At 69.6% G+C, this 25,971-nt stretch carries 21 protein-coding genes; 16 read left to right on the top strand and 5 right to left on the bottom strand.

Annotated elements, in window-relative coordinates; genetic code table 11:
• Nucleotides 1–79 precede the first annotated feature (79 nt).
• The 6 genes from dnaK to VMD50_RS01075 all read left to right on the top strand — a co-directional run bounded on the left by dnaK (nucleotide 80) and on the right by VMD50_RS01075 (nucleotide 6,374).
• The gene (gene dnaK, locus VMD50_RS01100; RefSeq protein WP_325424008.1) at nucleotides 80–1,939 is read left to right on the top strand and encodes a molecular chaperone DnaK; all 1,860 of its coding nucleotides are present in this window, start codon (nucleotides 80–82) and stop codon (nucleotides 1,937–1,939) included.
• Nucleotides 1,936–2,580 carry a nucleotide exchange factor GrpE gene (grpE, locus tag VMD50_RS01095; protein ID WP_325424006.1) on the top strand — a complete coding sequence of 215 codons (645 nt, stop codon included), beginning with the start codon at nucleotides 1,936–1,938 and terminating at the stop codon, nucleotides 2,578–2,580. Before dnaK ends, grpE begins: the two co-directional genes overlap by 4 nt.
• A 50-nt stretch (nucleotides 2,581–2,630) precedes the next feature.
• The gene (gene dnaJ, locus VMD50_RS01090; protein ID WP_325424004.1) at nucleotides 2,631–3,809 is read left to right on the top strand and encodes a molecular chaperone DnaJ; all 1,179 of its coding nucleotides are present in this window, start codon (nucleotides 2,631–2,633) and stop codon (nucleotides 3,807–3,809) included.
• Nucleotides 3,809–4,204: a heat shock protein transcriptional repressor HspR gene (locus VMD50_RS01085; RefSeq protein ID WP_325424002.1), complete on the top strand. Its 396-nt coding sequence runs from the start codon at nucleotides 3,809–3,811 to the stop codon at nucleotides 4,202–4,204. Before dnaJ ends, VMD50_RS01085 begins: the two co-directional genes overlap by 1 nt.
• 45 nt (nucleotides 4,205–4,249) lie before the next feature.
• On the top strand, nucleotides 4,250–5,434 hold the full coding sequence (locus VMD50_RS01080) for an oxygenase MpaB family protein (protein WP_325424000.1): 1,185 nt from the start codon (nucleotides 4,250–4,252) through the stop codon (nucleotides 5,432–5,434).
• 97 nt (nucleotides 5,435–5,531) lie between these two features.
• Nucleotides 5,532–6,374, top strand: a complete 843-nt coding sequence (locus VMD50_RS01075) for a DUF5995 family protein (RefSeq protein WP_325423998.1) — start codon at nucleotides 5,532–5,534, stop codon at nucleotides 6,372–6,374.
• Between the two features lie 18 nt (nucleotides 6,375–6,392).
• Here VMD50_RS01075 and VMD50_RS01070 read toward each other — a convergent pair whose 3' ends face one another.
• The 4 genes from VMD50_RS01070 to VMD50_RS01055 form a co-directional block, all read right to left on the bottom strand.
• Nucleotides 6,393–9,584, bottom strand: a complete 3,192-nt coding sequence (locus tag VMD50_RS01070) for an adenylate/guanylate cyclase domain-containing protein (protein ID WP_325423996.1) — start codon at nucleotides 9,582–9,584, stop codon at nucleotides 6,393–6,395.
• An 83-nt stretch (nucleotides 9,585–9,667) separates the two neighbouring features.
• Nucleotides 9,668–10,570, bottom strand: a complete 903-nt coding sequence (locus VMD50_RS01065) for an aldose 1-epimerase (RefSeq protein ID WP_325423994.1) — start codon at nucleotides 10,568–10,570, stop codon at nucleotides 9,668–9,670.
• Nucleotides 10,571–10,585: 15 nt separating this feature from the next.
• Nucleotides 10,586–11,764 (bottom strand): FAD-binding oxidoreductase, encoded by a 1,179-nt coding sequence (locus tag VMD50_RS01060; protein ID WP_325423992.1) that lies wholly within the window; start codon nucleotides 11,762–11,764, stop codon nucleotides 10,586–10,588.
• Between the two features lie 67 nt (nucleotides 11,765–11,831).
• The gene (locus tag VMD50_RS01055) at nucleotides 11,832–13,406 is read right to left on the bottom strand and encodes a PE family protein (RefSeq protein WP_325423990.1); all 1,575 of its coding nucleotides are present in this window, start codon (nucleotides 13,404–13,406) and stop codon (nucleotides 11,832–11,834) included.
• Between the two features lie 235 nt (nucleotides 13,407–13,641).
• Between VMD50_RS01055 and clpB the strand changes: the two genes are divergently transcribed.
• From clpB to VMD50_RS01025, 6 genes are all read left to right on the top strand, one after another.
• Nucleotides 13,642–16,188 (top strand): ATP-dependent chaperone ClpB, encoded by a 2,547-nt coding sequence (clpB, locus tag VMD50_RS01050; protein ID WP_325423988.1) that lies wholly within the window; start codon nucleotides 13,642–13,644, stop codon nucleotides 16,186–16,188.
• Between the two features lie 227 nt (nucleotides 16,189–16,415).
• A complete protein-coding gene (gene ttfA, locus VMD50_RS01045) occupies nucleotides 16,416–17,282 on the top strand; it encodes a trehalose monomycolate transport factor TtfA (RefSeq protein WP_325423986.1) in 867 nt (288 codons plus the stop codon).
• Between the two features lie 55 nt (nucleotides 17,283–17,337).
• Complete coding sequence (locus VMD50_RS01040) at nucleotides 17,338–18,111, top strand: SDR family NAD(P)-dependent oxidoreductase (RefSeq protein ID WP_325423984.1); 774 nt, start codon at nucleotides 17,338–17,340, stop codon at nucleotides 18,109–18,111.
• The gene (pyrE, locus tag VMD50_RS01035; protein WP_325423982.1) at nucleotides 18,098–18,640 is read left to right on the top strand and encodes an orotate phosphoribosyltransferase; all 543 of its coding nucleotides are present in this window, start codon (nucleotides 18,098–18,100) and stop codon (nucleotides 18,638–18,640) included. Before VMD50_RS01040 ends, pyrE begins: the two co-directional genes overlap by 14 nt.
• 12 nt (nucleotides 18,641–18,652) lie before the next feature.
• A complete protein-coding gene (locus VMD50_RS01030; RefSeq protein ID WP_325423980.1) occupies nucleotides 18,653–19,552 on the top strand; it encodes a hypothetical protein in 900 nt (299 codons plus the stop codon).
• The gene (locus VMD50_RS01025) at nucleotides 19,549–20,193 is read left to right on the top strand and encodes a TrmH family RNA methyltransferase (protein WP_325423978.1); all 645 of its coding nucleotides are present in this window, start codon (nucleotides 19,549–19,551) and stop codon (nucleotides 20,191–20,193) included. The genes VMD50_RS01030 and VMD50_RS01025 overlap by 4 nt, the downstream gene beginning before the upstream one ends.
• Before the next feature lie 72 nt (nucleotides 20,194–20,265).
• Here VMD50_RS01025 and VMD50_RS01020 read toward each other — a convergent pair whose 3' ends face one another.
• Nucleotides 20,266–21,225: a LysR family transcriptional regulator gene (locus VMD50_RS01020; RefSeq protein ID WP_325423976.1), complete on the bottom strand. Its 960-nt coding sequence runs from the start codon at nucleotides 21,223–21,225 to the stop codon at nucleotides 20,266–20,268.
• Nucleotides 21,226–21,258: 33 nt separating this feature from the next.
• On the opposite strand from VMD50_RS01020, the gene VMD50_RS01015 reads away from it, so the two are divergent.
• From VMD50_RS01015 to VMD50_RS01000, 4 genes are all read left to right on the top strand, one after another.
• Nucleotides 21,259–22,434, top strand: coding sequence for an XdhC family protein (locus tag VMD50_RS01015; RefSeq protein WP_325423974.1), 1,176 nt, complete (start codon nucleotides 21,259–21,261; stop codon nucleotides 22,432–22,434).
• A 42-nt stretch (nucleotides 22,435–22,476) separates the two neighbouring features.
• A complete protein-coding gene (locus tag VMD50_RS01010; protein ID WP_325423972.1) occupies nucleotides 22,477–23,355 on the top strand; it encodes an FAD binding domain-containing protein in 879 nt (292 codons plus the stop codon).
• 2 nt (nucleotides 23,356–23,357) lie between these two features.
• Nucleotides 23,358–23,837, top strand: a complete 480-nt coding sequence (locus VMD50_RS01005) for a (2Fe-2S)-binding protein (RefSeq protein ID WP_325423970.1) — start codon at nucleotides 23,358–23,360, stop codon at nucleotides 23,835–23,837.
• Nucleotides 23,834–25,971, top strand: a 2,138-nt coding sequence (locus VMD50_RS01000; RefSeq protein ID WP_325423968.1) for an aerobic carbon-monoxide dehydrogenase large subunit, incomplete at its 3' end; no start/stop codon positions are given. The genes VMD50_RS01005 and VMD50_RS01000, both read left to right, overlap by 4 nt.

The following is a 25,971-nucleotide window of genomic DNA, read 5'->3' as shown; positions in this document are numbered from 1 at the left end:
GCCCGAAGGGGCAGGCTTGAGCGGGGTTCACTCAGCGTGGTGACACCAGAAATGCTCTACACACTCAGGAGGAATCACTATGGCTCGTGCGGTCGGCATCGACCTCGGGACCACCAACTCCGTCGTCGCAGTTCTCGAGGGCGGTGACCCCGTTGTCGTCGCCAACTCCGAGGGCTCGCGGACGACTCCGTCCATCGTCGCGTTCGCACGCAACGGTGAAGTCCTGGTGGGCCAGCCCGCCAAGAACCAGGCAGTGACCAACGTCGACCGCACCGTGCGGTCGGTCAAGCGGCACATGGGAACCGATTGGTCCATCGAGATCGACGGCAAGAAGTACACCGCGCAGGAGATCAGCGCCCGCGTGCTGATGAAGCTGAAGCGCGACGCCGAGGCGTACCTCGGTGAGGACATCACCGACGCGGTCATCACCGTGCCCGCCTACTTCAACGACGCCCAGCGTCAGGCGACCAAGGAAGCCGGCCAGATCGCCGGCCTCAACGTGCTGCGCATCGTCAACGAACCGACCGCGGCCGCGCTGGCCTACGGCCTGGACAAGGGCGAGAAGGAACAGACCATCCTGGTCTTCGACCTGGGCGGCGGCACGTTCGACGTTTCGCTGCTCGAGATCGGCGAGGGTGTGGTCGAGGTCCGCGCCACCAGCGGTGACAACCACCTCGGTGGCGACGACTGGGACGACCGCATCGTCAACTGGCTCGTCGACAAGTTCAAGGGCACCAGCGGCATCGACCTGACCAAGGACAAGATGGCGATGCAGCGGCTGCGTGAGGCCGCCGAGAAGGCCAAGATCGAGCTGAGCTCGAGCCAGAGCACCTCGATCAACCTGCCGTACATCACCGTCGACGCGGACAAGAACCCGCTGTTCCTGGACGAGCAGCTGACCCGCGCCGAATTCCAGCGCATCACACAGGATCTGCTGGACCGCACCCGTCAGCCGTTCCAGTCGGTGATCAAGGACGCCGGCATCTCGGTCTCCGAGATCGACCACGTGGTCCTGGTGGGCGGTTCCACCCGGATGCCCGCGGTGTCGGACCTGGTCAAGGAGATGACCGGTGGCAAGGAGCCCAACAAGGGCGTCAACCCCGACGAGGTGGTGGCCGTTGGTGCCGCGCTGCAGGCGGGTGTCCTCAAGGGTGAGGTGAAAGACGTTCTGCTGCTTGATGTCACGCCGCTGAGCCTGGGTATCGAGACCAAGGGTGGCGTGATGACCAGGCTCATCGAGCGCAACACCACGATCCCCACCAAGCGGTCGGAGACCTTCACCACGGCCGACGACAACCAGCCGTCGGTGCAGATCCAGGTCTACCAGGGTGAGCGCGAAATCGCCTCGCACAACAAGCTGCTCGGCTCCTTCGAGCTGACCGGCATCCCGCCGGCCCCGCGCGGCGTCCCGCAGATCGAGGTCACCTTCGACATCGACGCCAACGGCATCGTGCACGTCACCGCCAAGGACAAGGGCACCGGCAAGGAGAACACGATCAAAATCCAGGAGGGCTCCGGCCTGTCCAAGGAGGAGATCGACCGGATGATCAAGGACGCCGAGGCGCACGCCGAGGAGGACCGCCAGCGCCGGGAGGAAGCCGACATCCGCAACCAGGCGGAATCGCTGGTCTACCAGACGGAGAAGTTCGTCAAGGACCAGCGTGAGGCCGAGGGCGGGTCCAAGGTTCCCGAGGAGACGCTGTCCAAGGTCGACGGCGCGATCGCCGAGGCCAAGTCGGCGCTGGGCGGCACCGACATCTCCGCGATCAAGTCGGCGATGGAGAAGCTGGGCCAGGAGTCCCAGGCGCTCGGCCAGGCCATCTACGAGGCCACCCAGGCCGCCGGCGCCCAGACCGGCGGCGAGCCCGGCGGCCCGTCCGGTTCCTCCGATGACGTCGTGGACGCGGAGGTGGTCGACGACGACCGGGAGTCCAAGTGACCGAAGGAAATCCACAGGAGCAGGTAACCGTCACCGACAAGCGGCGGATCGATCCCGAGACCGGTGAAGTACGGCACGCCCCTCCCGGCCCCCAACAATCAGGGGCGCCGGGAGGGGGTGCGTCGGCGGAGTTCGCAGGCGAAAGCCCGGAGGAGGCCGACAAGGCCACCGAGTTGCTCGCCGACCTGCAACGGGTCCAGGCCGACTTCGCCAACTACCGCAAGCGTGCGCTGCGCGACCAGCAGGCCGCGGCGGACCGGGCCAAGGCCGGTGTCGTCAGCCAATTGCTGGGCGTGCTCGACGATCTCGAGCGGGCGCGCAAACACGGCGACCTGGAGTCCGGCCCGCTGAAGTCGGTGGCCGACAAGCTGGACAGCGCCCTGACCGGCCTCGGTCTGACGGCGTTCGGCGAGGAAGGCGAGGACTTCGACCCGGTGTTGCACGAAGCCGTGCAGCACGAGGGCGACGGCGGCGACGGCGCCAAGCCGGTGATCGGCACGGTCATGCGGCAGGGTTACAAGCTGGGCGACCAGGTCCTGCGGCACGCTTTGGTCGGCGTCGTCGACACGGTCGCGGACGAGGGTGCCGCGGCGGCCCAGCCGGCCGAATCGGACGATAAGCCCGGCGCGTCCGGTGAATAGACCACACAATCAGCACAACACAACGGAAAGGTGAGAGGGGGTGACGCAGCATGGCCCAGCGAGAATGGGTCGAAAAGGACTTCTACAAGGAGCTGGGCGTCTCCTCTGACGCCAGTCCCGAAGAGATCAAACGCGCCTACCGCAAGCTGGCGCGCGACCTGCACCCGGACGCTAATCCCGACAACCCCGCCGCCGGCGAACGATTCAAGGCGGTGTCGGAGGCGCACAACGTCCTGTCGGATCCGGCCAAGCGCAAGGAGTACGACGAAACCCGCCGCCTGTTCGCAGGCGGCGGGTTCGGCGGACGCAGGTTCGACGGCGGCAGCGGCTTCAGCTTCGACGTCGGCGGCGACGGCGCCGAGTTCAACCTCAGCGACTTGTTCGACGCCGCCGGCCGAAGCGGCGGCGCCAATATCGGTGACCTGTTCGGCGGCCTGTTCGGCCGCGGTGCCGGTCCCCGGCCCAGCCGGCCGCGACGCGGCAACGACCTGGAAACTGAGACCGAACTCGACTTCGTCGAGGCGGCCAAGGGCGTGGCGATGCCGCTGCGCCTTACCAGCCCCGCGCCGTGCACCAACTGCCATGGCAGCGGTGCGCGCCCGGGCACCAGCCCGAAGGTGTGCCCCAGCTGCAACGGCTCCGGGGTAATCAACCGCAACCAGGGCGCGTTCGGGTTCTCCGAACCCTGCACCGATTGCCGGGGCAGCGGCTCGATCATCGAGCACCCGTGCGACGAGTGCAAAGGCACCGGCGTGACCACCCGCACCCGCACCATCAACGTGCGGATCCCGCCCGGCGTCGAGGACGGGCAACGGATCCGGCTGCCCGGACAGGGCGAGGCGGGGTTGCGCGGTGCGCCGTCGGGCGACCTGTACGTGACGGTGCACGTGCGACCGGACAAGGTCTTCGGCCGCGACGGCAACGACCTCACCGTGACCGTTCCCGTCAGCTTCACCGAATTGGCCTTGGGTTCAACGCTTTCGGTTCCCACGCTGGACGGCAAGGTCGGCGTCCGGGTGCCCAAGGGCACCGCCGACGGCCGCATCCTGCGGGTACGTGGTCGTGGTGTGCCCAAGCGCGGCGGCGGCAACGGTGACCTGCTCGTCACCGTGAAGGTGGCCGTGCCGCCGAACGTGGAGGGCGCCGCCCAGGAGGCGCTGGAGGCCTACGCGGCCGCCGAGCGGTCCAGCGGCTTCAATCCGCGCGCGGGATGGGCGGGTAACCGCTGATGGCCAGAGGCAGGAACCCGAAGGAGGCCCGCACCTTCCTGATCTCGGTGGCGGCCGAACTGGCCGGCATGCACGCGCAGACGCTGCGCACCTACGACCGCCTCGGGCTGGTCAGCCCGAGCCGCACCCCCGGCGGGGGACGCCGTTATTCCGAGCGCGACGTCGACCTCCTGCGTGAGGTGCAGCGGCTGTCGCAGGACGAGGGCGTCAACCTGGCCGGCATCAAGCGCATCATCGAGCTGACCAACCACGTGGAGGCGCTGCAGTCGCGCGTGAAGGAGCTGAACGAGGAGCTGGCGACGTTGCGCGCCGGGCAGCGCCGCGACGTGGTCGTGGCGCCCAAGAGCACCGCTGTGGTGGTGTGGCAGCCGCGCAAGGGTCGGCTGGTGGAGTAGCCGACTACGCTTAACGAAGCGTGCGACGCCTGCCAAGCTGCGTCCATGTCGGGCACCAACACGAGCTCCAGATGGACTGACGCACTGCTGGATCGCATGCGGCACACGGGCGATGACCTGGCAGACAAGCCGGTCAGGGCGGTGCTCGAGTCGCACGGCGTCGACGCGGTCAACGCGATCATGCGCACGCTTGTGCGCAACGACCAGCTGGTGCCGGACGACTTGCCGGAAGAGATCCGGGCCTATCTGGCCGAGACCCATCCCCTGCCCGAGTGGGCCGACATGGGCAAGATCAAGCGCGGGCAGCAGCTGTACGAGACCTGGGGCGTGCTGATCACCCTGTGCCTGTTCTGCGCATCCCTCCCCGCGTCGTACGCGGCAGCCGACGGCGTGAAGGTGCTCTACCTGACCGCCCGGCTCGACACGGACGCCCGGCGGCGGGTGATGGAGACCGGCCAGTTCCTCATGGACGTGCTCAGCGTTGGCGGGCTCGACGAACACGGAAAGGGCCGGCGCACCATCCAGCGCGTCCGGCTGATGCATGCCGCCGTGCGGCAGCTGATCGAGGCCCGCAACGAGCAGGCGGCACGCACGAAACAGCCGCCGCTGTGGCATCCCGACTGGGGCACGCCGATCAACCAGGAGGACCTCGCCGGGACGAAGCTCGTGTTCTCGTACATCGTCGCCGACTCGCTGCCCCGGCTGGGCGTTCGCCTGCCCGCTAAGGACGTCGACGCCTACCTGCATCTGTGGAACGTCATCGGCCAATTGATGGGCATCGACGACGAGCTGCGGGTGGACGGAATCGACGATGCCAAGGCACTCGTCGACGCCATCCGGCGCAGGCAGTTCAGGGCGTCGCCCGAGGGGCAGGACATGACCAAGGCGCTGCTCGACCTGATGGACGAGATGACACCCTTCCACCGCTTCGACGACACGATCCCGCCATTGATTCGTCACCTCATCGGCGACGACGTCGCCGACATGCTGGACGTGCCGAAGTCGGCGCTGCCCGAGATCGGGCGGCTTGCCCGGGCCAACAAATGGATCTTTGTGCACGTCTTCGGCCGCACCGAGCGCGACTCACCCCGATACGAACTGGTCTCGCGCATGGCTCGCCCCTTCGGTTACGACCTGGTCCACGGGTTGTTCAGGCTCGAGCGCGGCGGGGAGCGCGCGCCGTTCGCCATGCCCGATCACCTCGCCCGCAGCTGGGAGCTGTCCGGCTGAGAGTGGAGTAGTCGGCTACTCGTGACCGCGCCACGTCCGCCGGTCCACGCTGGTGCGGGCATCGACTGAAATCGATCGAATTGGAGGGTCTTCCGACATGTCTGCCCCCGCGCCTGCCGGCCCACTGGTACTGGACCGCCTACAAGAACCCGGCACCATCGACGACGTCTTGAGCAATATCGATCAGGTCATCGACTGGGCCAAAGAAGCGCAGAGCGGCATCGGTTACTTCGCCGTCCTCTACCGGCGGGTCACTCTCGCCATCCGGGACGCGATCAACCACGAGAGGTTCGTCGACGCGCCCCGCATCGAGCGGCTCGACGTGGCCTTCGCCAAACGGTACTTCAACGCGTTGAACGCCTACTTCTACCCGGACGAGTTCGAGGGGCTCACGCTTCCCTGGGAGGTCGCATTCGTCGGCGACCCGGACCACCAGGCGATCATTGTGCAGTACATGTTGGCCGGCCTGAACGCACACATCAGCTTCGACCTGGGTCTCGCCCTTTTGACGGTTGCGGGCGACTGGCCGGACTCGCTGAGGCAGGATTACGACCGCGTCAACGAGCTGCTGTGCAGGCAGATCCCCGGTATCAACAAGGAGGTCCAGCAGCTTTCCCCCGAGCTCCGCTGGCTGCGGTTGCTGATACCGGACGAAATCCGCGTCATGCAGGGGCAGCTGACGAAAATGCGTGCGGGGGCTTGGCGTTTCGCCCGCTACATGGCGATAAATCCGCCGACTGCGAAGGAGAAGGCGGTACACCAGGAGGCGTGGACCGCGACGCTGAGTTCCTGGTATCTGCAACCGTCCGGGCGGTGGTCGCCGTTCCCCCGGCTCGTCCGCGCCGTCGCCAAGCACGAGTGCGACGACGTTCGCACCAACCTCGATGCGCTGGAGGGGATTTCGAGGTGCCCCGAGAAGGCGGGGAAGGGGCAGCACTGATCCTGTCGCGGCGGTTAGTCACGACAGAATCTGTTGCGCCTTTGCCAGTTCCGGCCATGGACCGGCATCGCCGAAGCGCCGCACAGCATCAACCAGCTCCGACCGGCTGCCCTCCCCGAGGAGATCGAAAGAATCGATCAGGCAACGCAATTCGAAAAGTGTCGCGCCTTGATGGCGTGCGCACTTGATCGCTTCGGCCAGTGCGGCGCGGCGTTCCCCCGGCCCGGCGAACGTGTGGGCGCGCACGCGCAGCACCTCGGCGTCGTAGAAGCGCATGCCCGTCTCCTGCGCGTGGCGCAGCGACATGTCCAGCCGCTCGCGCGCCTTCTCCGGCTGGCCTGCGGCCACCAGGAGGCGACCGATGACCGCGTCGTGGTACGTGAGGTAGCTGTTCAGACTCATCAGCCGCGACCCGTCCACCCGCTGCGCCAGCTTTTCGGCCTGCTCCGTCAGTGCGGCGGCGTCAGCACCCGCGGCAAGCGCGGCGAGCGCCTTGACGGTGGCGTGCTGGGTCCTGCCGACCCACTGCCACAGATCGAGCCCCGACTGCTCGCTCAACCGGCGAAGGTCGCCGACCAGAGCGGTTGCCTGCTCGAGCCGGCCCGCCTCCAGGCAAACCCAGATTTGCATGTAGTGCGTGTGCGCCCGGTTGTGCGCGTTCCGGGGAAAGTCCAGCTCGTCGCACCGCCCCAGCGCGCGGGCAAACTCAGCGTCGGCGCGGTCGAGGTCTCCGAAGACCATGTGGGTCAGGGCCAGGAAAGTGTGTGCGTTCGCGACCGGGTCGACGGCCACCCAAAAGGCCGTCTCCAGCACCCGCGGATCGGCGGCGGAAGGATCAACCAGCGCCGCCAGCAGATGTGTGCGCGCGGCGGCGAAGTCGCCCTCCAGCCAGGTGACCGAACCCAACGTCGACGCGGTGGCCGGGCGATTCCAGGACCGGTCGTCAGTCGTCCGGGCAGACAGCGAGTCCAGCAGCTCGTGCGCCCGGCGCAGATCGGCCCGCGGCATGTAGTAACTGACCAGCGCCCACAGCGCGCCGAACAACTCGTCCTTATAGTTGCCGTCGCTCGCCAGTGCCAGGCACCGTTTGAAATCGGCGGGTCCCTCGCCGCTTTGGCTGCCTTGCACGGTGCCGGCAAGGAACCCCCGCTCCAGCCGGATGGCGATCTCCGAGCGGTCCCGCGCGGGGCCCTCGGCGCAGTGGGCTTGCTGCTCGAGCGCCGCGGTCAGGCACGTGAGTGCCTCCACGACGGCGCCGCGGCGGCGGGCGTTGACCGTCGCCTTTCGGTAAGCCTCGACGGCGTCCTCGTACCGGTGCGCTTGCGCGAAGTGGGCGGCGACCACCCGCCAGTCCGGTTCGGCGGCGGTTGCCGTCTCGGCCAACGCCCGGGCGGTCCGATTATGCAGGTAGCGGCACAGCGATGGCGGGGCCAGCTCGGTCGCCACCTGCCGGAGCAGCTCGTGGCGGAACCGCCAGCCGTGGGTGCCGCGCCGTTCGAGCACGCGCGCCCGCACCAGCTCGGCGACGACGTCGTCGACATCGGCGGTGCGGCCTCTGGCCACCGACCGAAGGAGCTGCAGGTCGCCGGCGCGCCCGATCACGGCGGCCGCCTCGACTACCGGCACGACATCGGGGCGCGCATGCAATCGCGCGAACAGGGGCGCATACAGCGCCTCCGGCACCGCCGGTTGGTCGCCCGCCGCGCGCATGCCCGCCACGACGTGCTCGATGTAAAGGGGGATCCCGTCGCACCAGTCGCGCACTTGGCCGCGGCGGGCGTGCGACAGCGTCGGGTCGAGCGCCTCGATCAACGTGTCGGACTGCTCATCGGTCAGCGGCCTCAACTCGAAAACCTCTGTCGCCCAACCCTTCTGAATCCAGTCGTCCTCACGGCCGGTCATCACCACCAGCACTTGGCCGTTCGCGCGCGCCAGCAGCGAGCCGAGCAGCTCCACGGTCGACGAGTCGAACCAGTGGACGTCTTCGGCGATGACCAGGCCCGGTTCCTGACGCAGGCACGCCGTCACGTACTGGTGCACCGTTTCGCCGATCAACTGGTAGAGGGCGCGGCCCTCGACGGCCACCGGGCGATAACCGTGCTCGGGCGCAATGCCCAGCACCGGCGCCAACAGCGGCACCGTGCGGGCCGGATCCAGCGAGCACGCGCTCAATTCGGACTCCAGCAAGCGCATCCGCTCGGCGCCGTCGGTCAGCCGGGTGATCCCGCAGCGCCGTTCCATCAGCCTGCGCACCGGATGCAGGCCGCTGTCGGTGTGCAACGGGGAGCCCCTGAGCTCTATGACGGTGCCGCCGGAGTCCTTGACCATCCGGGCGATCTCGGTCGCGAGCCGGGTCTTGCCGATTCCCGGCTCACCGCGCAGCACCACGCCCGGAGTGGTCAGCGTCCCCGCGCGGGCCAGATCCCAGGCGTGCTGCAGCCGGTCCCGCTCGTGGTCGCGCCCGATCAGGGGAGGTGACCCGGGTGGTGGCCCCTCCGCGTGTTCACCGAGCACCCGATGAGGGGTGATCGGCGCCTCGACGCCCTTGACGGCGACGGCCGAACGTTGGTGGAGTTCGAACGAGTCCCGCACCAGCGGGGCGACGGCCTCCGAGACCACCACCGTGCCGGGCTCGGCCACACTGCACAGACGCGCGGCGAGGTTGGCGGCGAACCCGTAGACGTCGTCCTGCTCGGTGTCGAGGTAGACCAGGCCGCGGTGGACGCCGACCCGCACGTCGATGGCCACGCCGAAGACGCGTTGGGCCCGCTCGCTGAGCCGCGCGACCGCACGGGTGATGTCCAGCCCCGCCGCGACCGCACGGCGGACGTCGTGCTCATGCGCCGTCGGGTGGCCGAACACGACCAACAGCCCGTCGCCCTTGATCGAGCCGATGTGGCCTCCGTAGCGGTCGACCGCGCGGCGCACCTCGTCGCGGTACCGCCCTACCAGGGTGTGGTATGGCTCGGGTTCCAACCGGGTGGACAGCGCCGTCGATTCGACCAGGTCGACAAACATGATGGTCAGCCGGCGAATCTCGCCGTGGCGAGCCGGCGCGGCCAGAAGGTCCTCCGCCTCCGGGTTGCCCCGGTCGACCGCAAGGACTTGCCCTGCCAACGACGTGGCGGTCGCGCGGTCGCCTTCGTTGAGGGCGCGCACCGCGCGGTCGAGCAAATCGTCGATCGATTCACCGCTGTTGCCAGGGCTCACCTGCTCCTCCTGCCCGGGATTGAGAAACCTTACCCGCCGGGCACCGTTTAGCGCATGTGAAAATGAGCGTTCCGCAACGGCGGCTACACGCAGATGGAGAACACCGTGACCGCGGGCTCGCCCGGGCGCGCACACCGGTAGCCGCCGCGGCGCAGCGCGTCGGTCGGCGCGGTCATCGGCTCGAAGCACACCACCTTCTTCTCCGGCTCGTCGCCCGCCGGCGCGAAGATCTGGGTCGCCGGGTACCCCCGCTCGAAATGCACCTCCAGGCGCCGCCCGCCGCCGGACACGGCGAACACCGCGCCGTCGCTCACCTGGTCGTAGGCGTCGTCAAAGGCGTTGTCGCCCAGCGCTTCCTCCCTCGCGGGGCATGGTTCCGACTCGCCGGTGGGCAGCCCCTTGTCGTCGAGCAGCAAATGCCGCAGCGGCGGCGTCTCGATGACCCACTCGCCGCGGGGCACGTCCGGCAGGCGCAGGTACGGATGGAAGCCGAAGCACAGCGGAACCGCAGTGTCACCGGTGGCGGTGACCGTGGTGCCCACCGTCAGCGCCCGTTCGGCCAGCCGCACCGTCACCGTGAGCACATGCGGATACGGGAAGCTGGCCAGCAACGCCGGCTCGGCGCCGAAGTCGACCTCGGCGCTCAGCTCGTTGTCCGACCGCGCCGTGACCCGCCAGCCGGGGTAGGCGGCCAGGGTGCCGTGGATGGGCAACCCGTTGGGATCGGCGCGCACCCGGTTTTCGCCGGGCGTGAGCGTCACCGTCGCGTTCTCGGCGGTGTAGGTGTTGCCGCCCAACCGATTCGCCCAGGGATACAGGATCGGGATCCCCATCGTCTTGCCCGCTTCGACGTACGCGTCCAGCCCGCGCCGCTGGCCGAGCAACTCCACGCCCGAGTCGGTCAGCGAGGTGCCGATCATGCCCGCCCCGGGCACGAACTGCGCGGCGACCGGCGACGACGGGTCGGTCAGGGTGACGATCTGCATGGCTTTACCTCGGGCTCACCTGGACAGTGGGTCGTGCTGGATGCGTTCGGGCGGGGCCCCTTTGGCGATCAGGGCGGCCTTGGTGGCGCGGACCATGTCGGGTCCGCCGCAGATCAGGATCTGCCGGTCGCCCCAGCCCCCGTACTTCGTCACCACGTCGGGCAGGCGGCCGGTCTGGTGCACGTGCAGCCCGCGTGGTGGCGTGGGGTCGGGGTAGTCGGCGGACCACGAGGGGTCGCGGCCGTACTCCGCGACCGGAGTGACCGACAGCCACGGGTTGTGCTGCGCGACCTGCCACAGCGTGGGCAGGTCGTAGAGCTCGCAGCGGTAGCGGGCGCCGAAGAATAGGTGCACCCGTGGGTTCACCGCGTAGCGGCTGAGGTCCATGATCAGCGCCCGCAGCGGCGCCAGCCCGGTGCTGCCGGCGACCATCAGCAGGTCGCCGCCGTCCCGGTCGACCCGCAGGCCGCCGTGGGGACTGGACAGCCGCCACCGGTCGCCGGGACGCGTTTCGTTGACCACCGCAGTGCTGACCAGCCCGCCGGGCACCTGGCGGATGTGGAACTCGATTCCGCCGTCCGGGTCCGCCGGGATCGCGGGGGATAGGTAGCGCCAGCGCCGCGGGCATTGCGGAACGTGGACGTTGACGTACTGGCCGGGGTAGTAGTGCATCGGGCGGTCGAGCTGCAGCCGGACGACGGCCAGGTCGCGCGAGACCCGCGTGTGCTCGATGACCGTGCCGTCCCACCAGGCGGGTCCCTCGTCGGCGTCGGCGGCCCCGCTCATCACCCCGGTGATCAGGTTGAGCGACTGACTGGCGGCCGCCTCGACGGCATCAGTCCAAGCGTCGCCGAGGTGGTCACGCAGCGTCGCATGCAGCGCGCGCCGCAGCGAGTCGTAATGGCTCGGCAGCACCCCGAATTTGCGGTGATCCCGGCCGAGCTGGGCGAGGAAGGCCACCGGCTCGGCGGCGCGCTGCGCGACCAGTTCCCCGTAAACCCAGTGCAACGCGTGCGCGAAGGCGGCCCGCTGCGCGTCCATCTCGGGTGGGAACAGGTCGCGCACCGAGACGTCGAGGGCGAACCAGTGGGTGTAGAAGCGGCGGACCAGTTCGTTGGTCTCCGTAGTGCCCGAGTCCTTCGTGGCGAAGGCGTCGCGCAGCAGCCGCAACGCATCCCGGTCCTCGAGGCTCACGGGCCCCGATTCTAGGCTTGTGGGCTGGCGCGGGACCGCGCCCACATGCCAGGATCAGCCCCGTCGACTAGGGCGACCCGTTGGTCCCGTTCATGCCGAACAGCATCCCGCGGGTCCCGCCGATGCCGCCGGGCCCACCACCGCTGCCATTTCCGCCGCCACCGCCGTCGCCGATCAGACGGGCGTCCCCGCCGTTGCCGCCGCTGGCAGTCAAGAGGGCAAATCCGTTGCTGCCGGCGTTGCCGCCCGTCCCGCCGGTGCCGATCAGCGCGCCGTCCCCGCCGTTGCCCCCGTTGCCGCCGTTGCTGTTCGCCGAGGTGCCGCCGTCGCCACCGTTGCCGCCGGCTCCGGCCAACCCCCGCGCAGCGCCGCCGGCACCACCGTTACCGCCCTTGCCCAAGATTGCGGTGCCGAGAGCGTTGCCGCCGGCCCCGCCGGCCCCGCCGTCGCCCCACAGCAGGCCGCCGGCACCGCCGGCACCGCCGTTGGCGGCGTCGCCGACGCCGCTGGACCCGCCGGCCCCGCCGTTGCCGCCGTGGCCGATCAATCCGGCGGCCCCTCCGTTTCCGCCCGGCCCTCCGCTGAGCAAACCCGTTCCGACAACGCCCGGCCCGCCGTTGCCGCCGTTGCCCATCAGTAACCCGCCCGCCCCGCCGTCTTGACCGATTCCCCCCAGGCCGCCGTCGCCGATCAGCAGCCCGCCCCTACCTGCCGCGCCGCCAAAACCGTTAAGACCGCCGTTGCCGCCGTTGCCGATCAGCCCGGCGTTGCCGCCGGCGCCCGCCGCGCCGTTCAAGCCAACAAAACCGCCGCCGGCGTTGCCGCCCGCGCCGCCGCTCCCGATCAGTCCACCGCCGCCGCCGCTGCCCCCATTGCCGCCGTTGCTGGCCAGCGAGGTGCCGCCATCCCCGCCGGTACCGCCGGCTCCGAACAGCCCCGGTACAAAGCCGCCGGTACCGCCGTTGCCACCCTTGCCCGCGGAAAGGCCGCTGCCGATGGCGTTGCCGCCGGCCCCGCCGGATCCGGCGTCGCCCCACAGCAGGCCGCCGGCGCCGCCGGCACCGCCGTTGGCGGCGTCGCCGAAGCCAGTGGACCCACCCGTCCCGCCGTTGCCGCCATGGCCGATCAACCCGGCGGCCCCACCGTTGCCGCCCGGCCCCGGATGGACCAAGAGCGTTCCGGCAGCGCCCGACCCGCCGTTGCCGCCGTTGCCGACCAGGAACCCGCCCGGCCCGCCGTCTTGCCCGGTCCCAGCCGCGCCGTCAGCGCCGTTGCCGATTAGCGGGCGCCCGAACAGCGCCTGGGTGCGGGCATTGATCGCGCCCAGCGGGTCCTGCTCCAGCGTCTGCAAAGGCGACGCGTTGGCGGCCTCGCTGGCCGCATATGACGTCGACGCCGCGGTCAAAGCCTGGACAAACCGGTCATGAAACGCCGCCGCCTGCGCGCTGACCGACTGAAATTCACTGCCGCGGGCTCCAAACAACTCGGCGACGGCCGCTGACACCTCGTCGGCGCCGGCCGCAACCACCCGTGTCGTGAAGACTGTCGCCGCAGCATTTGCCGCGCCGATCGCCGAACCGATGCTCGTCAAATCCGTTGCCGCCGTTGATATCAGCTCCGGCGCCGCAATCACGAACGACATGGCCTGCACCTCTGTTGGCTCGTGGTAACCCGGCCAGGCGCAGCCTGGTGGTCATCGAGTCTTGATAGGTGTAGATCGTATTGCGGCTCGGGCACGATGTCCTGCTGTTTCACGGCCGGGGAAGGCTGCCGCAAAATAGGCAAAATTGAGCGGAACACACTCAACCTTGACGGCGTTGAATATCGCGACAAGCATTTTTACCTACCGCACCTTCTGACCCCAAACGGAGATCGTCGTGGACTCTTTCAACCCGACCACCAAGACACAGGCGGCCCTCACCTCGGCCTTGCAGGCGGCCTCGTCCGCCGGAAATCCCGAGATCAGGCCCGCCCACCTGCTGATGGCCCTGTTGACGCAGGCCGACGGGATCGCCGCGCCGCTGCTGGAGGCCGTCGGCGTCGAGCCCGCGACCATCCGGACCGAGGCGCAGCGCCTGCTGGACCGGCTGCCCCAGGCCAGCGGCGCCAGTGCGCAGCCGCAGCTCTCCCGCGAGTCACTGGCGGCCATCACCACCGCCCAGCAGCTGGCCACCGAGATGGACGACGAGTATGTCTCGACCGAGCACCTGATGGTCGGGCTGGCCACTGGCGACTCCGACGTCGCCAAGCTGCTCACCGGCCACGGCGCCTCGCCGCAGGCGCTGCGCGACGGATTCGTCAAGGTACGCGGCAGCGCCCGGGTCACGAGTCCCGAGCCGGAGGCCACCTACCAGGCACTCGAGAAGTACTCCACCGACCTGACGGCCCGTGCCCGCGAGGGCAAACTCGACCCCGTCATCGGCCGTGACAACGAAATCCGCCGCGTCGTGCAGGTGCTGTCCCGGCGCACCAAGAACAACCCGGTGCTCATCGGCGAGCCCGGCGTCGGCAAGACCGCGATCGTAGAGGGTCTGGCCCAGCGCATCGTCGCCGGCGACGTGCCGGAGAGCCTGCGCGACAAGACCGTGATCTCCCTGGATATGGGATCGATGGTCGCCGGCGCGAAGTACCGCGGCGAGTTCGAGGAGCGGCTCAAGGCCGTCCTCGACGACATCAAGAACTCGGCCGGACAGATCATCACGTTCATCGACGAGCTGCACACCATCGTCGGGGCGGGCGCGACCGGTGAGGGCGCGATGGATGCCGGCAACATGATCAAGCCGATGCTGGCCCGTGGCGAGCTGCGGCTGGTCGGCGCCACCACGCTCGACGAGTACCGCAAATACATCGAAAAGGACGCCGCCCTGGAGCGGCGGTTCCAGCAGGTGTTCGTCGGCGAGCCGTCGGTGGAGGACACCGTCGGCATCCTGCGCGGGCTGAAGGACCGCTATGAGGTGCACCACGGCGTGCGCATCACCGACTCCGCGCTGGTCGCCGCGGCGGCGCTCTCCGACCGCTACATCACCGCGCGCTTCTTGCCCGACAAGGCCATCGACCTGGTCGACGAGGCCGCAAGCCGGCTGAAGATGGAGATCGACTCGCGGCCGGTCGAGATCGATGAGGTCGAGCGCCTGGTGCGCCGCCTCGAGATCGAGGAGATGGCGCTGGCCAAGGAGGAGGACGAGGCCTCCAAGGAGCGCCTGGAGAAGCTGCGCGCCGAGTTGGCCGACCAGAAGGAAAAGCTGGCCGAGCTGACCACCCGGTGGCAAAACGAGAAGAGCGCGATCGACATCGTCCGCGAGCTCAAGGAACAGCTGGAGGCGTTGCGCGGGGAGTCCGAGCGCGCCGAGCGCGACGGCGATCTGGCCAAGGCCGCCGAGCTGCGGTACGGGCGCATCCCGGAGGTGGAGAAGAAGCTCGACGCCGCGCTGCCGCAGGCGGAGGCCCGCGAGAACGTGATGCTCAAGGAGGAGGTCGGTCCCGACGACATCGCCGACGTGGTGTCCGCGTGGACGGGCATCCCGGCCGGCCGGCTGCTGGAGGGTGAGACCGCCAAGCTGCTCCGGATGGAAGACGAGCTGGGCAAGCGCGTCGTCGGGCAACGGAAGGCCGTGACAGCGGTTTCTGACGCCGTGCGGCGTTCTCGCGCCGGGGTCGCCGACCCCAACCGGCCGACGGGCGCGTTCATGTTCCTTGGGCCGACCGGTGTCGGTAAGACGGAGCTGGCCAAGGCTTTGGCGGAGTTCCTGTTCGATGACGAACACGCGATGGTCCGCATCGACATGAGCGAGTACGGCGAGAAGCACTCGGTGGCTCGGTTGATCGGTGCTCCGCCCGGATACGTCGGCTACGAGGCCGGCGGGCAGCTGACCGAGGCGGTACGCCGCCGGCCGTACACGGTGGTGCTGTTCGACGAGGTCGAAAAGGCACACCCGGACGTGTTCGACGTGCTGCTGCAGGTTCTCGACGAGGGCCGGCTGACGGACGGCCACGGACGCACCGTCGACTTCCGCAACGCGATCCTCATCTTGACGTCCAACCTCGGGTCGGGCGGCAGCGACGAGCAGGTGATGGCGGCGGTGCGCGCGGCGTTCAAGCCCGAGTTCATCAACCGCCTTGACGACGTGCTGATCTTCGAGGGGCTCAATCCCGAAGAACTGGTGCAGATCGTCGACATCCAGCTCGAGCAGCTGGACAAGCGGCTGGCGCAACGGCGGCTGCAGCTGGAGGTGTCGCTGCCGGCCAAGCGCTGGCTGGCGCAGCGCGGCTTCGACCCGGTCTACGGCGCCCGGCCGTTGCGCCGGCTCGTCCAGCACGCCATCGGCGACCAGCTGGCCAAGATGCTGCTGGCCGGCGACGTGCACGACGGCGACGTCGTGCCCGTCAACGTCAGCCCCGACGGCGACTCGCTGGTGCTGGGTTAAGCCTGTTCGAGTGTGAATGCTGGGCTTTGAGTGTGAGTGCAGGGCGGGAAAATCGCCAAAATCCCGCCGCTGGCTCACACTCAAAGCCGTCAGCGCACACGGCTGTAGAGGAACCTGGCGACCCGCTTCGCCCTGCTTCGCCGCCCTCGCGATCGCCACGACCTGTGATGGGGTTGTGACCTGGTCGGATTCTGTGTTCCGGCCCAACAGCAGATACCCTGTGTGGGATGGTCCCCCTTTGGTTCACGCTTTCCGCGCTGTGCTTTGTCGGTGCGGGTGTGCTGCTGTACGTCGACATCGATCGACGCCGCGGCCGCAGCAGGCGCCGCAGGTCGTGGGCGCGCTCGCACGGATTCGACTACGAGCGTGAATCATCCGACATCCTCAAGCGCTGGAAGCGCGGCGTGATCTCCACGGTGGGCGACGTGCCCGCCCACAACGTCGTGCTGGGCCAGATCCGCGGCGAGGCGGTGTACATCTTCGACCTCGAGGAGGTCGCCACCGTGATCGCGCTGCACCGCAAGGTGGGCACCAACGTGGTGGTGGACCTGCGGCTCAAAGGGCTCAAAGAGCCGCGGGAGAGCGACATTTGGCTGCTGGGCGCCATCGGGCCGCGGATGGTGTACTCCACCAACCTGGACGCGGCCCGCCGCGCGTGCGACCGCCGCATGGTCACCTTCGCGCACACCGCGCCCGACTGCGCCGAGATCATGTGGAACGAGCAGAACTGGACTTTGGTCGCGATGCCGATCGCCAGCACACGCGCCCAATGGGACGAGGGCCTGCGCACGGTCCGCCAGTTCAACGACCTGCTGCGGGTGTTGCCGCCGGTGCCCCAGGAGACCCCCGCCGAGGCGGGATCGCCTGCGGGACTTCGCAATGCGGCGCCAAGCCGTCCCCTGGCCCCCGCCGCGCGCGCGGAGTTGCCGCCCAGGCGCGCCCAGCAGGACGTGTCCGGGCTGCTCGGCTCGGATGCTCAGGCGGGCCGCCGCGCCCCCGAGCCGGTGCGCCGGGAGCAGGGTCGCACGGAATCCCTGCACCGCCCGCCACCCACCGGCCGCAACGGCCATCAGGCCTCTAACTACCAGCGCTGATAGGGCGCGGGGTGGGTCCGGGGGCCGCTGAGTCCCCGTCATTACACTGTCGCTCATGCCTCGCCCCGTAGCCCTGATCACCGGGCCTACGTCCGGGATCGGCGCCGGCTACGCGCGACGCTACGCGAGCGACGGCTACGACCTGGTCCTGGTGGCCCGGGATGTCGACCGGTTGACCCGATTGGCGGGCGAGCTCGAGGGCGAGGCCGGCGGCATCGAGATCCTGCCCGCGGACCTGGCCGATCCCGCCGGGCGGCACAAGGTCTGCGACCGCCTTGCCGCGGGGGTCCGGGTGCTGGTGAACAACGCCGGCTTCGGCACGTCCGGCGAATTCTGGGCCACCGACCCCGCGCTGCTGCAGGCGCAGCTCGACGTCAACGTCACCGCGGTCATGCACCTCACCCGCGCCGCCCTGCCGGCGATGCTCGACGCCGGCGCGGGCACCGTCATCAACATCGCCAGCGTTGCCGGGCTGGTGCCCGGGCGCGGGTCGACCTATTCGGCGTCCAAGGCGTGGGTGATCTCGTTCAGCGAGGGCCTGGCCGTCGGCCTGCAGGGTACCGGCGTCGGCGTGCACGCCGTGTGCCCGGGATACGTACACACCGAATTCCACGCCAGGGCAGGCATCGAGATGGCCAAGCTGCCGTCGTTCCTGTGGCTCGAGGTCGACGACGTCGTCACCAAGAGCCTGGCCGACATCGCCGCCGGCAAGGTGATCAGCGTCCCGGGCCTGCAGTACAAGGCGATCGTCACCGCCGGGCGCGTGATCCCGCGGCGACTGGCCCGCGCCGCCACCCGACGAGTAGGGCGCGGCGGTGGACGAACCTGACCCGCGCGCGGAGCTCGCCGAGCTGGTGCGACGGCTGTCGGTCGTGCATGGCCGGGTGACGCTGTCGTCGGGCAAGGAGGCCGACTACTACGTCGACCTGCGCCGCGCCACCCTGCACCACCGCGCCTCGGCGCTGATCGGCGGGCTGATGCGCGAACTCACCGCCGACTGGGACTACGCGGTCGTCGGCGGCCTGACCCTGGGCGCCGATCCCGTCGCGACGGCCATCATGCACGCGCCCGGGCGCCCGATCGACGCGTTCGTCGTGCGCAAATCCGCGAAAACCCATGGGCTGCAACGCCTCATCGAGGGCTCCGAGGTCGCCGGCAAGCGGGTCCTGGTGGTGGAGGACACGAGCACCACGGGGAACTCGGCGCTGACGGCCGTGCGCGCGGTTCAGGAAGCGGGCGGCGAGGTGATCGGGGTGGCCACCGTGGTGGACCGCGCCACCGGCGCCGCGGAGACCATCGAGGCCGAGGGTTTGGCGTACCGCAGCCTGTTGGGCCTGGCCGATCTGGGTCTGGGCTAGGCCCAGGGCGGTATGCGCAGTTTCATCGCGTTGGTCTGCTGCCTGGCGGCTTGCCTGGTGGGCTGCGCGGGCTCCAACCATCCCGCTCGCCCATATGGCGCGCAGGGCGCGCGGCTCGGCGAATCCCTGGCGCTGCTGGGCTGGAACATGGCGGTGTCGAACCTGCGCTGGGACGGCGATTACGTGTTGATCGACGTGGATGCCTCGCCCACGGATCCGAAAGCGCCGCACGCCAAACCCGAGGACATTCGCTTTGGCCTCTACGGCGCGCTGGCGCACCCCTTGGAGTCGAACGGCCTGGGCAGCTGCGACCAGGCCGTGGCCAGCGTGCACGACATCCAACACGTGCTGTCGGCGCCGCCCGACCGGCTGACCGGCACGGTTTGCCTTGGGCCGCTGAAGGATCGGAGCCAGGTCCGTGGGGTGTACGGCTACTCGCCGCGCGACCGGATCCCGAACACTTCGGCGGCCTACCCCGCGGCGTTTCCGATCGGGTTGCCGCCGACGAACGGTAACGACACCGGCCTGGTGGTCAAGACCGTCAGCCTGTCGGCCTGGCGCGCCGACGGCGCCCCGGTGACCAAGGCCCAGCTCGGCGACCCGGCCGCGTTCAACGGCAACGGCTACATGCTGCTGGGGCTGGAGGCCGACGCCATCGCGGAGCGGTATCGCGACGACTCCGCCAAGCGCGGCGGGCCGATGATGCTGCTGGCGTCGCCGACCCTGCCCGGCCGGGGCCTGAACCCGGCCTGCGCGACCTACGGATCGTCGCTGCTGATCCTGCCCGACGCGTCGCTGGATTCGGTGCACGTCAACGCGTCGCTGTGCACCCAGGGCGAGATCAACGAGGCGCTGCTGTACGCGACGGTGGCGATCGACGGCACCCACGCCGGGGTGTGGACGCAGCGATGAGCGAACCCGGGCCCACCGAATGGGGAACGACGGCCGGCGGTGTCGGGCCCTGGCGGGGCGACCTTCCCGACGACCCGCGATACGACCCGAACCTCTTGCGCGACGGCGATACTCGCAACGTCGTCGACGCCTACCGCTACTGGACGCGGGAGGCGATCATCGGCGACATCGACCGGCGTCGTCATCCCCTGCACGTGGCGATCGAGAACTTCGGCCACGACGCCAACATCGGCTCGGTGGTGCGCACCGCCAACGCGTTCGCGGTCGACACCGTGCACATCGTCGGGCGGCGGCGGTGGAATCGGCGCGGGGCCATGGTGACCGACCGCTATCAGCGGCTGTGCCATCACGACAGCACCGCCGAATTGCTGGACTTCGCGGCGGGCGCCGTTCTGACGGTGATCGCCGTGGACAACGTCCCGGGCGCGGCGCGGCTGGAGGAGACGGCGCTGCCGCGGGAGTGCCTGCTGGTGTTCGGTCAGGAGGGCCCGGGCATCACCGACGACATCCGAGCCGGTGCGGCGCTCACGGTGTCGATCGCCCAGTTCGGCTCCACGCGCAGCATCAACGCCGGCGTGGCCGCCGGGATCGCGATGCACGCCTGGATCCGGCAGCACGGCGACCTGTCGCGCGCCTGGTGAGTGTGAATCCCTGACCTTGAGGGGTGTACTCACGGCGAAGCTCGTCGGCGCGTCGCCGCCCAGGACGCACACTCAACTCCACAGCGTCACATGCACCTTCGGGCGAAACCGCGTCACGCCGACACCGGAGCCGCGGATCATCGCCTGGGTGCACCGCGGGGTGGTGATGAAGCGGACCAGCTCGGACACGGCGGGCTGGCGCACCGCGGGCGCCAGCGTCGCCGCGCACCACTCGCCTGAGCGGTCCAGGCCGGGGCCGGACACGTGGGTCAACCGCCCGGCAGCGAGATCCTTCGCGACGGCGAAACCGATCGTGAGGCTGACCCCGCCGACCCGCTGCACCTCCTCGAGCGCGGCGGCGTCGCTTTGGAAGATGCGTTGCTGTGACTCCGGAATGGCCAAGCCGCGCAACAACTTTGCGATCTCGCCGTCCACGCTGCCCGCCGACGGGCCGAGCATCCACTGCTGCTGGCGCAGCAGTGCCGGCGTCGGAATGCCCGCGGTCAGTGGGCTATTCGGCGCCGCGACGGCGATTATCTGGTATTTGAGGAAGGGCCGCACGAAGATCGTGTCGTCGGGGCCGATCGAGTTCGCCGGGCCGATCGCGATGTCGACGGCGCGCGCGCAGATCAGGTCGCGGAACCGGCTCGTCGGATGCACGCTCAGCTCCACCGACAGGTCGTCGGCCCGCGACGAGAACAGCTCGATCAGGCCCGGCGCGGCATGTTCGGCGAACGCGGTCGACGCGGCGATCCGCAGCAGCCGGCGCCCGTGGGCGGCCTCGGTGACCTCGATCGCGGTTTGTTGCTGCAGCCCCAGGATTTCGACCGCGCGGCTGGCCAGCCGCAGCCCGCCGGGCGTGAACGCCAGCCCGGCACCCGTCCGGGTGAACAGGGGGTCGTCGAGCTCCTTGCGCAGGGCCGCCACCAGCATCGAGATGCCGGCGTCGGAAATACCCAGCTCCGCGGCGGCGGCCCGCACCGAGCCCAGCCGGACCACCGCCGAATAGGCCCGAAGTTGAGCCGGAGTCACGTCAAGAGCCTACTTCTGGCCTAATTTGAGAGAGTGCGCGACGTGCTTGCCGAGTTGGTGTCGATCTGGCGTGCCGGCGACACCGCGGGGCTCGGGACGGTGGTGCGGACGTTCCGGTCCGCGCCGCGGCCGCCGGGGGCCTCGATGGTGGTGGCGCCCGACGGGTCGGTGGCCGGCTCGGTCTCGGGTGGCTGCGTGGAGGGCGCGGTGTACGACGCCGCGACCGAGGTGGCGCAAACGGGCACCCCGCGGCTGGAGCGCTATGGGGTCAGCGACGGCGACGCGTTCGCCGTCGGGCTGACGTGCGGCGGGATCATCGACGTGTTCGTCGAGCCGATGTCGCGGGCGACTTTCCCCGAACTCGCCGCGGTCGCCGACGACATCGGCGAGAACCGTCCCGTCGCGGTCGCGACCGTCATCGGCCACCCGGACGCGCGGTGGGTGGGTCGCCGGGTCGTGGTCCGGCCCGACCCTAATAGCCCCGTCGCGGGATCGCTGGGCTCGGCGCGCGCCGACGCCGCGGTCGCCGACGACGCGCGCGGTCTGCTGGCGGTGGGCCGCAGCGAGGTCCTCAAGTACGGGCCCGACGGGCAGCGCCTGGGCGACGGCATGGAGGTGTTCGTGTCCAGCTACGCGCCGCGCCCGCGGATGCTGGTGTTCGGCGCCATCGATTTCGCCGCCGCCCTGGCCCAGCAGGGGTCGTTCCTCGGCTACCGCGTCACGGTGTGCGACGCGCGCGAGGTCTTCGCCACGCCGGTGCGCTTCCCGACGGCCGACCACGTCGTCGTCGACTGGCCCCACCGCTACCTCGCCGCCCAGGCGCAGGCGGGCGCCGTCGACGAGAGCACGGTGATCTGCGTGCTTACCCACGACCCGAAGTTCGACGTGCCGGTGCTGGAGGTGGCGCTGCGGCTGGGCGTCGGCTACGTGGGCGCGATGGGATCGCGCCGCACCCACGACGACCGGATCAACCGGCTGCGCGCCGCGGGCCTGACCGACGCCGAGCTGGGCCGGCTGTCCAGCCCCATCGGACTGGACCTCGGCGCCCGCACCCCCGAGGAGACCGCGGTGTCGATCGCCGCCGACATCATCGCCAAGCGCTGGGGCGGCGGGGGCCGTCCGCTGACCGAGACCGGTGGACGCATCCACCACGACGCGCCGGACCCGCAGCCGGCGGACGAGTACCAAGCCAGTTCAGCAAATACTTAACTCGCTATTGACGCCCATGTCAGCGCGGCTGACACTGCTGCAATGCAAGTACCGGGACCCTTCGAATACGAACGTGCAACCAGCGTCGACCACGCCGTCGGGCTGCTGGATCGGTTGGGGGAGGGGGCGCGGGTGATCGCGGGCGGGCACAGCCTGCTGCCCATGATGAAACTGCGCATCGCCAACCCGGAGTACCTCGTCGACATCAACGACCTGGCCCCCGAGCTCGGATACGTGATCACCGATCCGACCCTGGTGCGCGTCGGCGCCATGACCCGCCACCGCGAGATTCTGGAGTCCGACACCCTGGCCGCCGTGTGCCCGATCTTCCGGGACGCCGAACGCGTGATCGCCGACCCGGTGGTCCGCAATCGCGGCACCCTCGGCGGCTCGCTGTGCCAGGCGGATCCGGCCGAGGACCTGGTGACGGTGTGCACCGTGCTGGACGCGGTCTGCCTGGCCCGCGGGCCGTCGGGAGAACGGGAGATACCGATCGACGACTTCGTCGCCGGGCCCTACGAGACCACCCTGGCGCACAACGAAATCCTGGTCGAGGCCCGAATCCCCTTGCGGCTCAACACGTCCAGCGCCTACGCCAAGGTGGAACGGCGCGTCGGCGACTGGGCGGTGACGGCGGCCGGGGCTGCCGTCACGCTGGACGGCACCGAGATCGTGGCCGCGCGCGTGGGACTGACGGCGGTCAACCCGGACCCGGCCGCGCTGGCCGAGCTGTCGGCGGCCCTGGTCGGCCGGCCCGCCACCGAGGAGACCTTCGCCGACGCGGGTCGCCTGGCCGCCGAGGCCTGCGACCCGGCGACCGACGTCCGCGGCAGCGCCGACTACAAGCGGCACCTGGCCGCCGAACTGACCATCCGCACGCTGCGCACCGCCGCCGAGCGGGTGCGCGGACAAAGGAGCTGACCATGCAGGTGAACATGACCGTAAACGGCGAACAGGTGACCGCCGAGGTCGAACCCCGGACGCTGCTGGTGCACTTCCTGCGGGATCAGTTGCGGCTCACCGGAACCCACTGGGGCTGCGACACCAGCAACTGCGGGACGTGCGTGGTCGACGTGGACGGCGTGCCGGTGAAGTCGTGCACGATGCTGGCCGCGATGGCATCCGGCCACAGCGTCCGCACGGTGGAGGGCCTGGCCGTCGACGGCCAACTGGACCCGGTGCAGGAAGGGTTCATGCGCTGCCACGGGCTGCAATGCGGTTTCTGCACGCCGGGAATGATGATCACCGCCCGCGCCCTGCTGGACCGCGACCCCAACCCCGACGAGGACACCATCCGCGAGGCGATCTCCGGGCAGATCTGCCGCTGCACCGGATACACCACGATCGTGCGCTCCATCCAGTGGGCCGCACAGCACAGCTCAAGCGAGGTCGCATCGTCATGACCACCATCGAGTCCCGGCCCCCCTCACCCGAAGACACCGTCGACAACGACCAGAAGCCCTGCGGCCACGGCCGGATGCTGCGCAAGGAGGACCCGCGCTTCATCCGCGGCCGCGGCACCTACGTCGACGACGTCGCGCTGCCCGGGATGCTGCACCTGGCCATCCTGCGCTCGCCGTACGCGCACGCCCGCATCGCCGGCATCGATGTGACTGCGGCCCTTGCGCATCCGAAGGTCAAGGCGGTGGTGACGGGCGCGGACCTGGCCGAGAAGGGCCTGGCGTGGATGCCGACGCTGTCCAACGACGTGCAGGCCGTGCTGGCCACCGACAAGGTGCGCTTCCAGGGTCAGGAGGTGGCGTTCGTCGTTGCCGAGGACCGGTATTCGGCGCGCGACGCGCTGGAGTTGATCGACGTCGACTACGACCCGCTGGATCCCGTCGTGGACGTCCGCACGGCGCTCGACTCGTCGGCGCCGGTGATCCGCACCGACCTGGACGGCAAGACCGACAATCACATCTTCGACTGGGAGACCGGCGACGCGGCGGCCACCGAGGCGGTGTTCGCCAGGGCCGACGTCGTCGTCAAGCAGGAGATCGTCTACCCCCGGGTGCACCCCGCGCCGATGGAAACCTGTGGCGCGGTGGCCGATTTGGATCCGGTGACCGGCAAGCTGACGCTGTGGACCACCTCGCAGGCGCCGCACGCCCACCGCACCCTGTACGCGTTGGTCGCCGGCCTGCCCGAGCACAAGATCCGGGTGATCTCGCCGGACATCGGCGGCGGCTTCGGCAACAAGGTGCCGATCTACCCCGGCTACGTCTGCGCGATCGTCGGCTCGCTGCTGCTGGGCAAGCCGGTGAAATGGATGGAGGACCGCAGCGAGAACCTGACGTCCACCAGCTTCGCCCGCGACTACATCATGGTCGGCGAGATCGCCGCCACCAACCATGGAAAGATCCTGGCGTTGCGGTCGAACGTGCTCGCCGACCACGGCGCGTTCAACGGGCAGGCCGCGCCGACAAAATACCCGGCCGGCTTCTTCGGCGTCTTCACCGGCAGCTACGACCTGGAGGCCGCCTACTGCCACATGACCGCGGTCTACACCAACAAGGCGCCCGGCGGGGTGGCCTATGCGTGCTCGTTCCGGATCACCGAGGCGGTGTACTTCGTCGAGCGGCTGGTGGACTGCCTGGCCTTCGAGCTGAGGATGGACCCGGCCGAGCTGCGGCTGCGAAACCTGTTGCGGCCCGAGCAGTTCCCGTACACCACCAAGACGGGTTGGACGTACGACTCGGGTGACTACGAGGCCACCATGCGCAAGGCCATGGAGATGATCGGCTACGACGCGCTGCGCGCCGAGCAGAAGGAGCGGCGGGCGCGCGGCGAGCTGATGGGAATCGGGATGGCGTTCTTCACCGAGGCCGTCGGCGCCGGGCCGCGCAAGGACATGGACATCCTCGGCCTCGGCATGGCCGACGGATGCGAGCTGCGCGTGCACCCGACGGGTAAAGCCGTTGTGCGACTGTCGGTTCAGACCCAGGGCCAGGGCCACGAGACGACGTTCGCGCAGATCGTCGCCGAGGAGCTGGGCATCCCGCCCGACGACATCGAGGTGGTGCACGGCGACACCGACCAGACGCCGTTCGGGCTGGGCACCTACGGCAGCCGGTCCACCCCGGTGTCGGGTGGGGCGGCGGCGCTGGTCGCCCGCAAGGTGCGCGACAAGGCGAAGATCATCGCGTCGGGCATGCTCGAGGTCTCGGTCGCGGACCTGGAGTGGGAGAAGGGTTCGTTCCACGTCAAGGGCGACCCGTCGGCGTCGGTGACGATCGCCGACATCGCGATGCGCGCGCACGGCGCCGGGGACCTGCCCGAGGGCATCGAGGGCGGCCTGGACGCCGAGGTCTGCTACAACCCGGAGAACCTGACCTACCCCTACGGCGCGTATTTCTGTGTGGTGGACGTAGATCCGGGCACCGCGGTGGTCAAGGTGCGCCGCTTCCTGGCCGTCGACGACTGCGGCACCCGGATCAACCCGATGATCATCGAGGGGCAGGTGCACGGCGGCATCGTCGACGGCATCGGGATGGCGCTGATGGAGATGATCGAGTTCGACGACGACGGCAACTGCCT

It is taken from the genome of Mycobacterium sp. (assembly GCF_035506235.1).
GTDB lineage: Bacteria > Actinomycetota > Actinomycetes > Mycobacteriales > Mycobacteriaceae > Mycobacterium.
The sequence above is the reverse complement of the archived record's forward strand: the minus strand, read 5'-3'. Positions and strand labels throughout refer to the sequence as shown.

Coding starts and splice junctions, on each gene's coding strand:
- VMD50_RS01080 (WP_325424000.1), top strand. CDS start 4,250: ATGTCGGGCACCAACACGAGCTCCAGATGGACTGACGCACTGCTGGAT.
- VMD50_RS01075 (WP_325423998.1), top strand. CDS start 5,532: ATGTCTGCCCCCGCGCCTGCCGGCCCACTGGTACTGGACCGCCTACAA.
- VMD50_RS01025 (WP_325423978.1), top strand. CDS start 19,549: ATGAGCGAACCCGGGCCCACCGAATGGGGAACGACGGCCGGCGGTGTC.
- VMD50_RS01040 (WP_325423984.1), top strand. CDS start 17,338: ATGCCTCGCCCCGTAGCCCTGATCACCGGGCCTACGTCCGGGATCGGC.
- VMD50_RS01030 (WP_325423980.1), top strand. CDS start 18,653: ATGCGCAGTTTCATCGCGTTGGTCTGCTGCCTGGCGGCTTGCCTGGTG.
- VMD50_RS01085 (WP_325424002.1), top strand. CDS start 3,809: ATGGCCAGAGGCAGGAACCCGAAGGAGGCCCGCACCTTCCTGATCTCG.
- ttfA (WP_325423986.1), top strand. CDS start 16,416: ATGGTCCCCCTTTGGTTCACGCTTTCCGCGCTGTGCTTTGTCGGTGCG.
- VMD50_RS01055 (WP_325423990.1), bottom strand. CDS start 13,406: ATGTCGTTCGTGATTGCGGCGCCGGAGCTGATATCAACGGCGGCAACG.
- dnaK (WP_325424008.1), top strand. CDS start 80: ATGGCTCGTGCGGTCGGCATCGACCTCGGGACCACCAACTCCGTCGTC.
- VMD50_RS01010 (WP_325423972.1), top strand. CDS start 22,477: ATGCAAGTACCGGGACCCTTCGAATACGAACGTGCAACCAGCGTCGAC.
- VMD50_RS01005 (WP_325423970.1), top strand. CDS start 23,358: ATGCAGGTGAACATGACCGTAAACGGCGAACAGGTGACCGCCGAGGTC.
- dnaJ (WP_325424004.1), top strand. CDS start 2,631: ATGGCCCAGCGAGAATGGGTCGAAAAGGACTTCTACAAGGAGCTGGGC.
- VMD50_RS01065 (WP_325423994.1), bottom strand. CDS start 10,570: ATGCAGATCGTCACCCTGACCGACCCGTCGTCGCCGGTCGCCGCGCAG.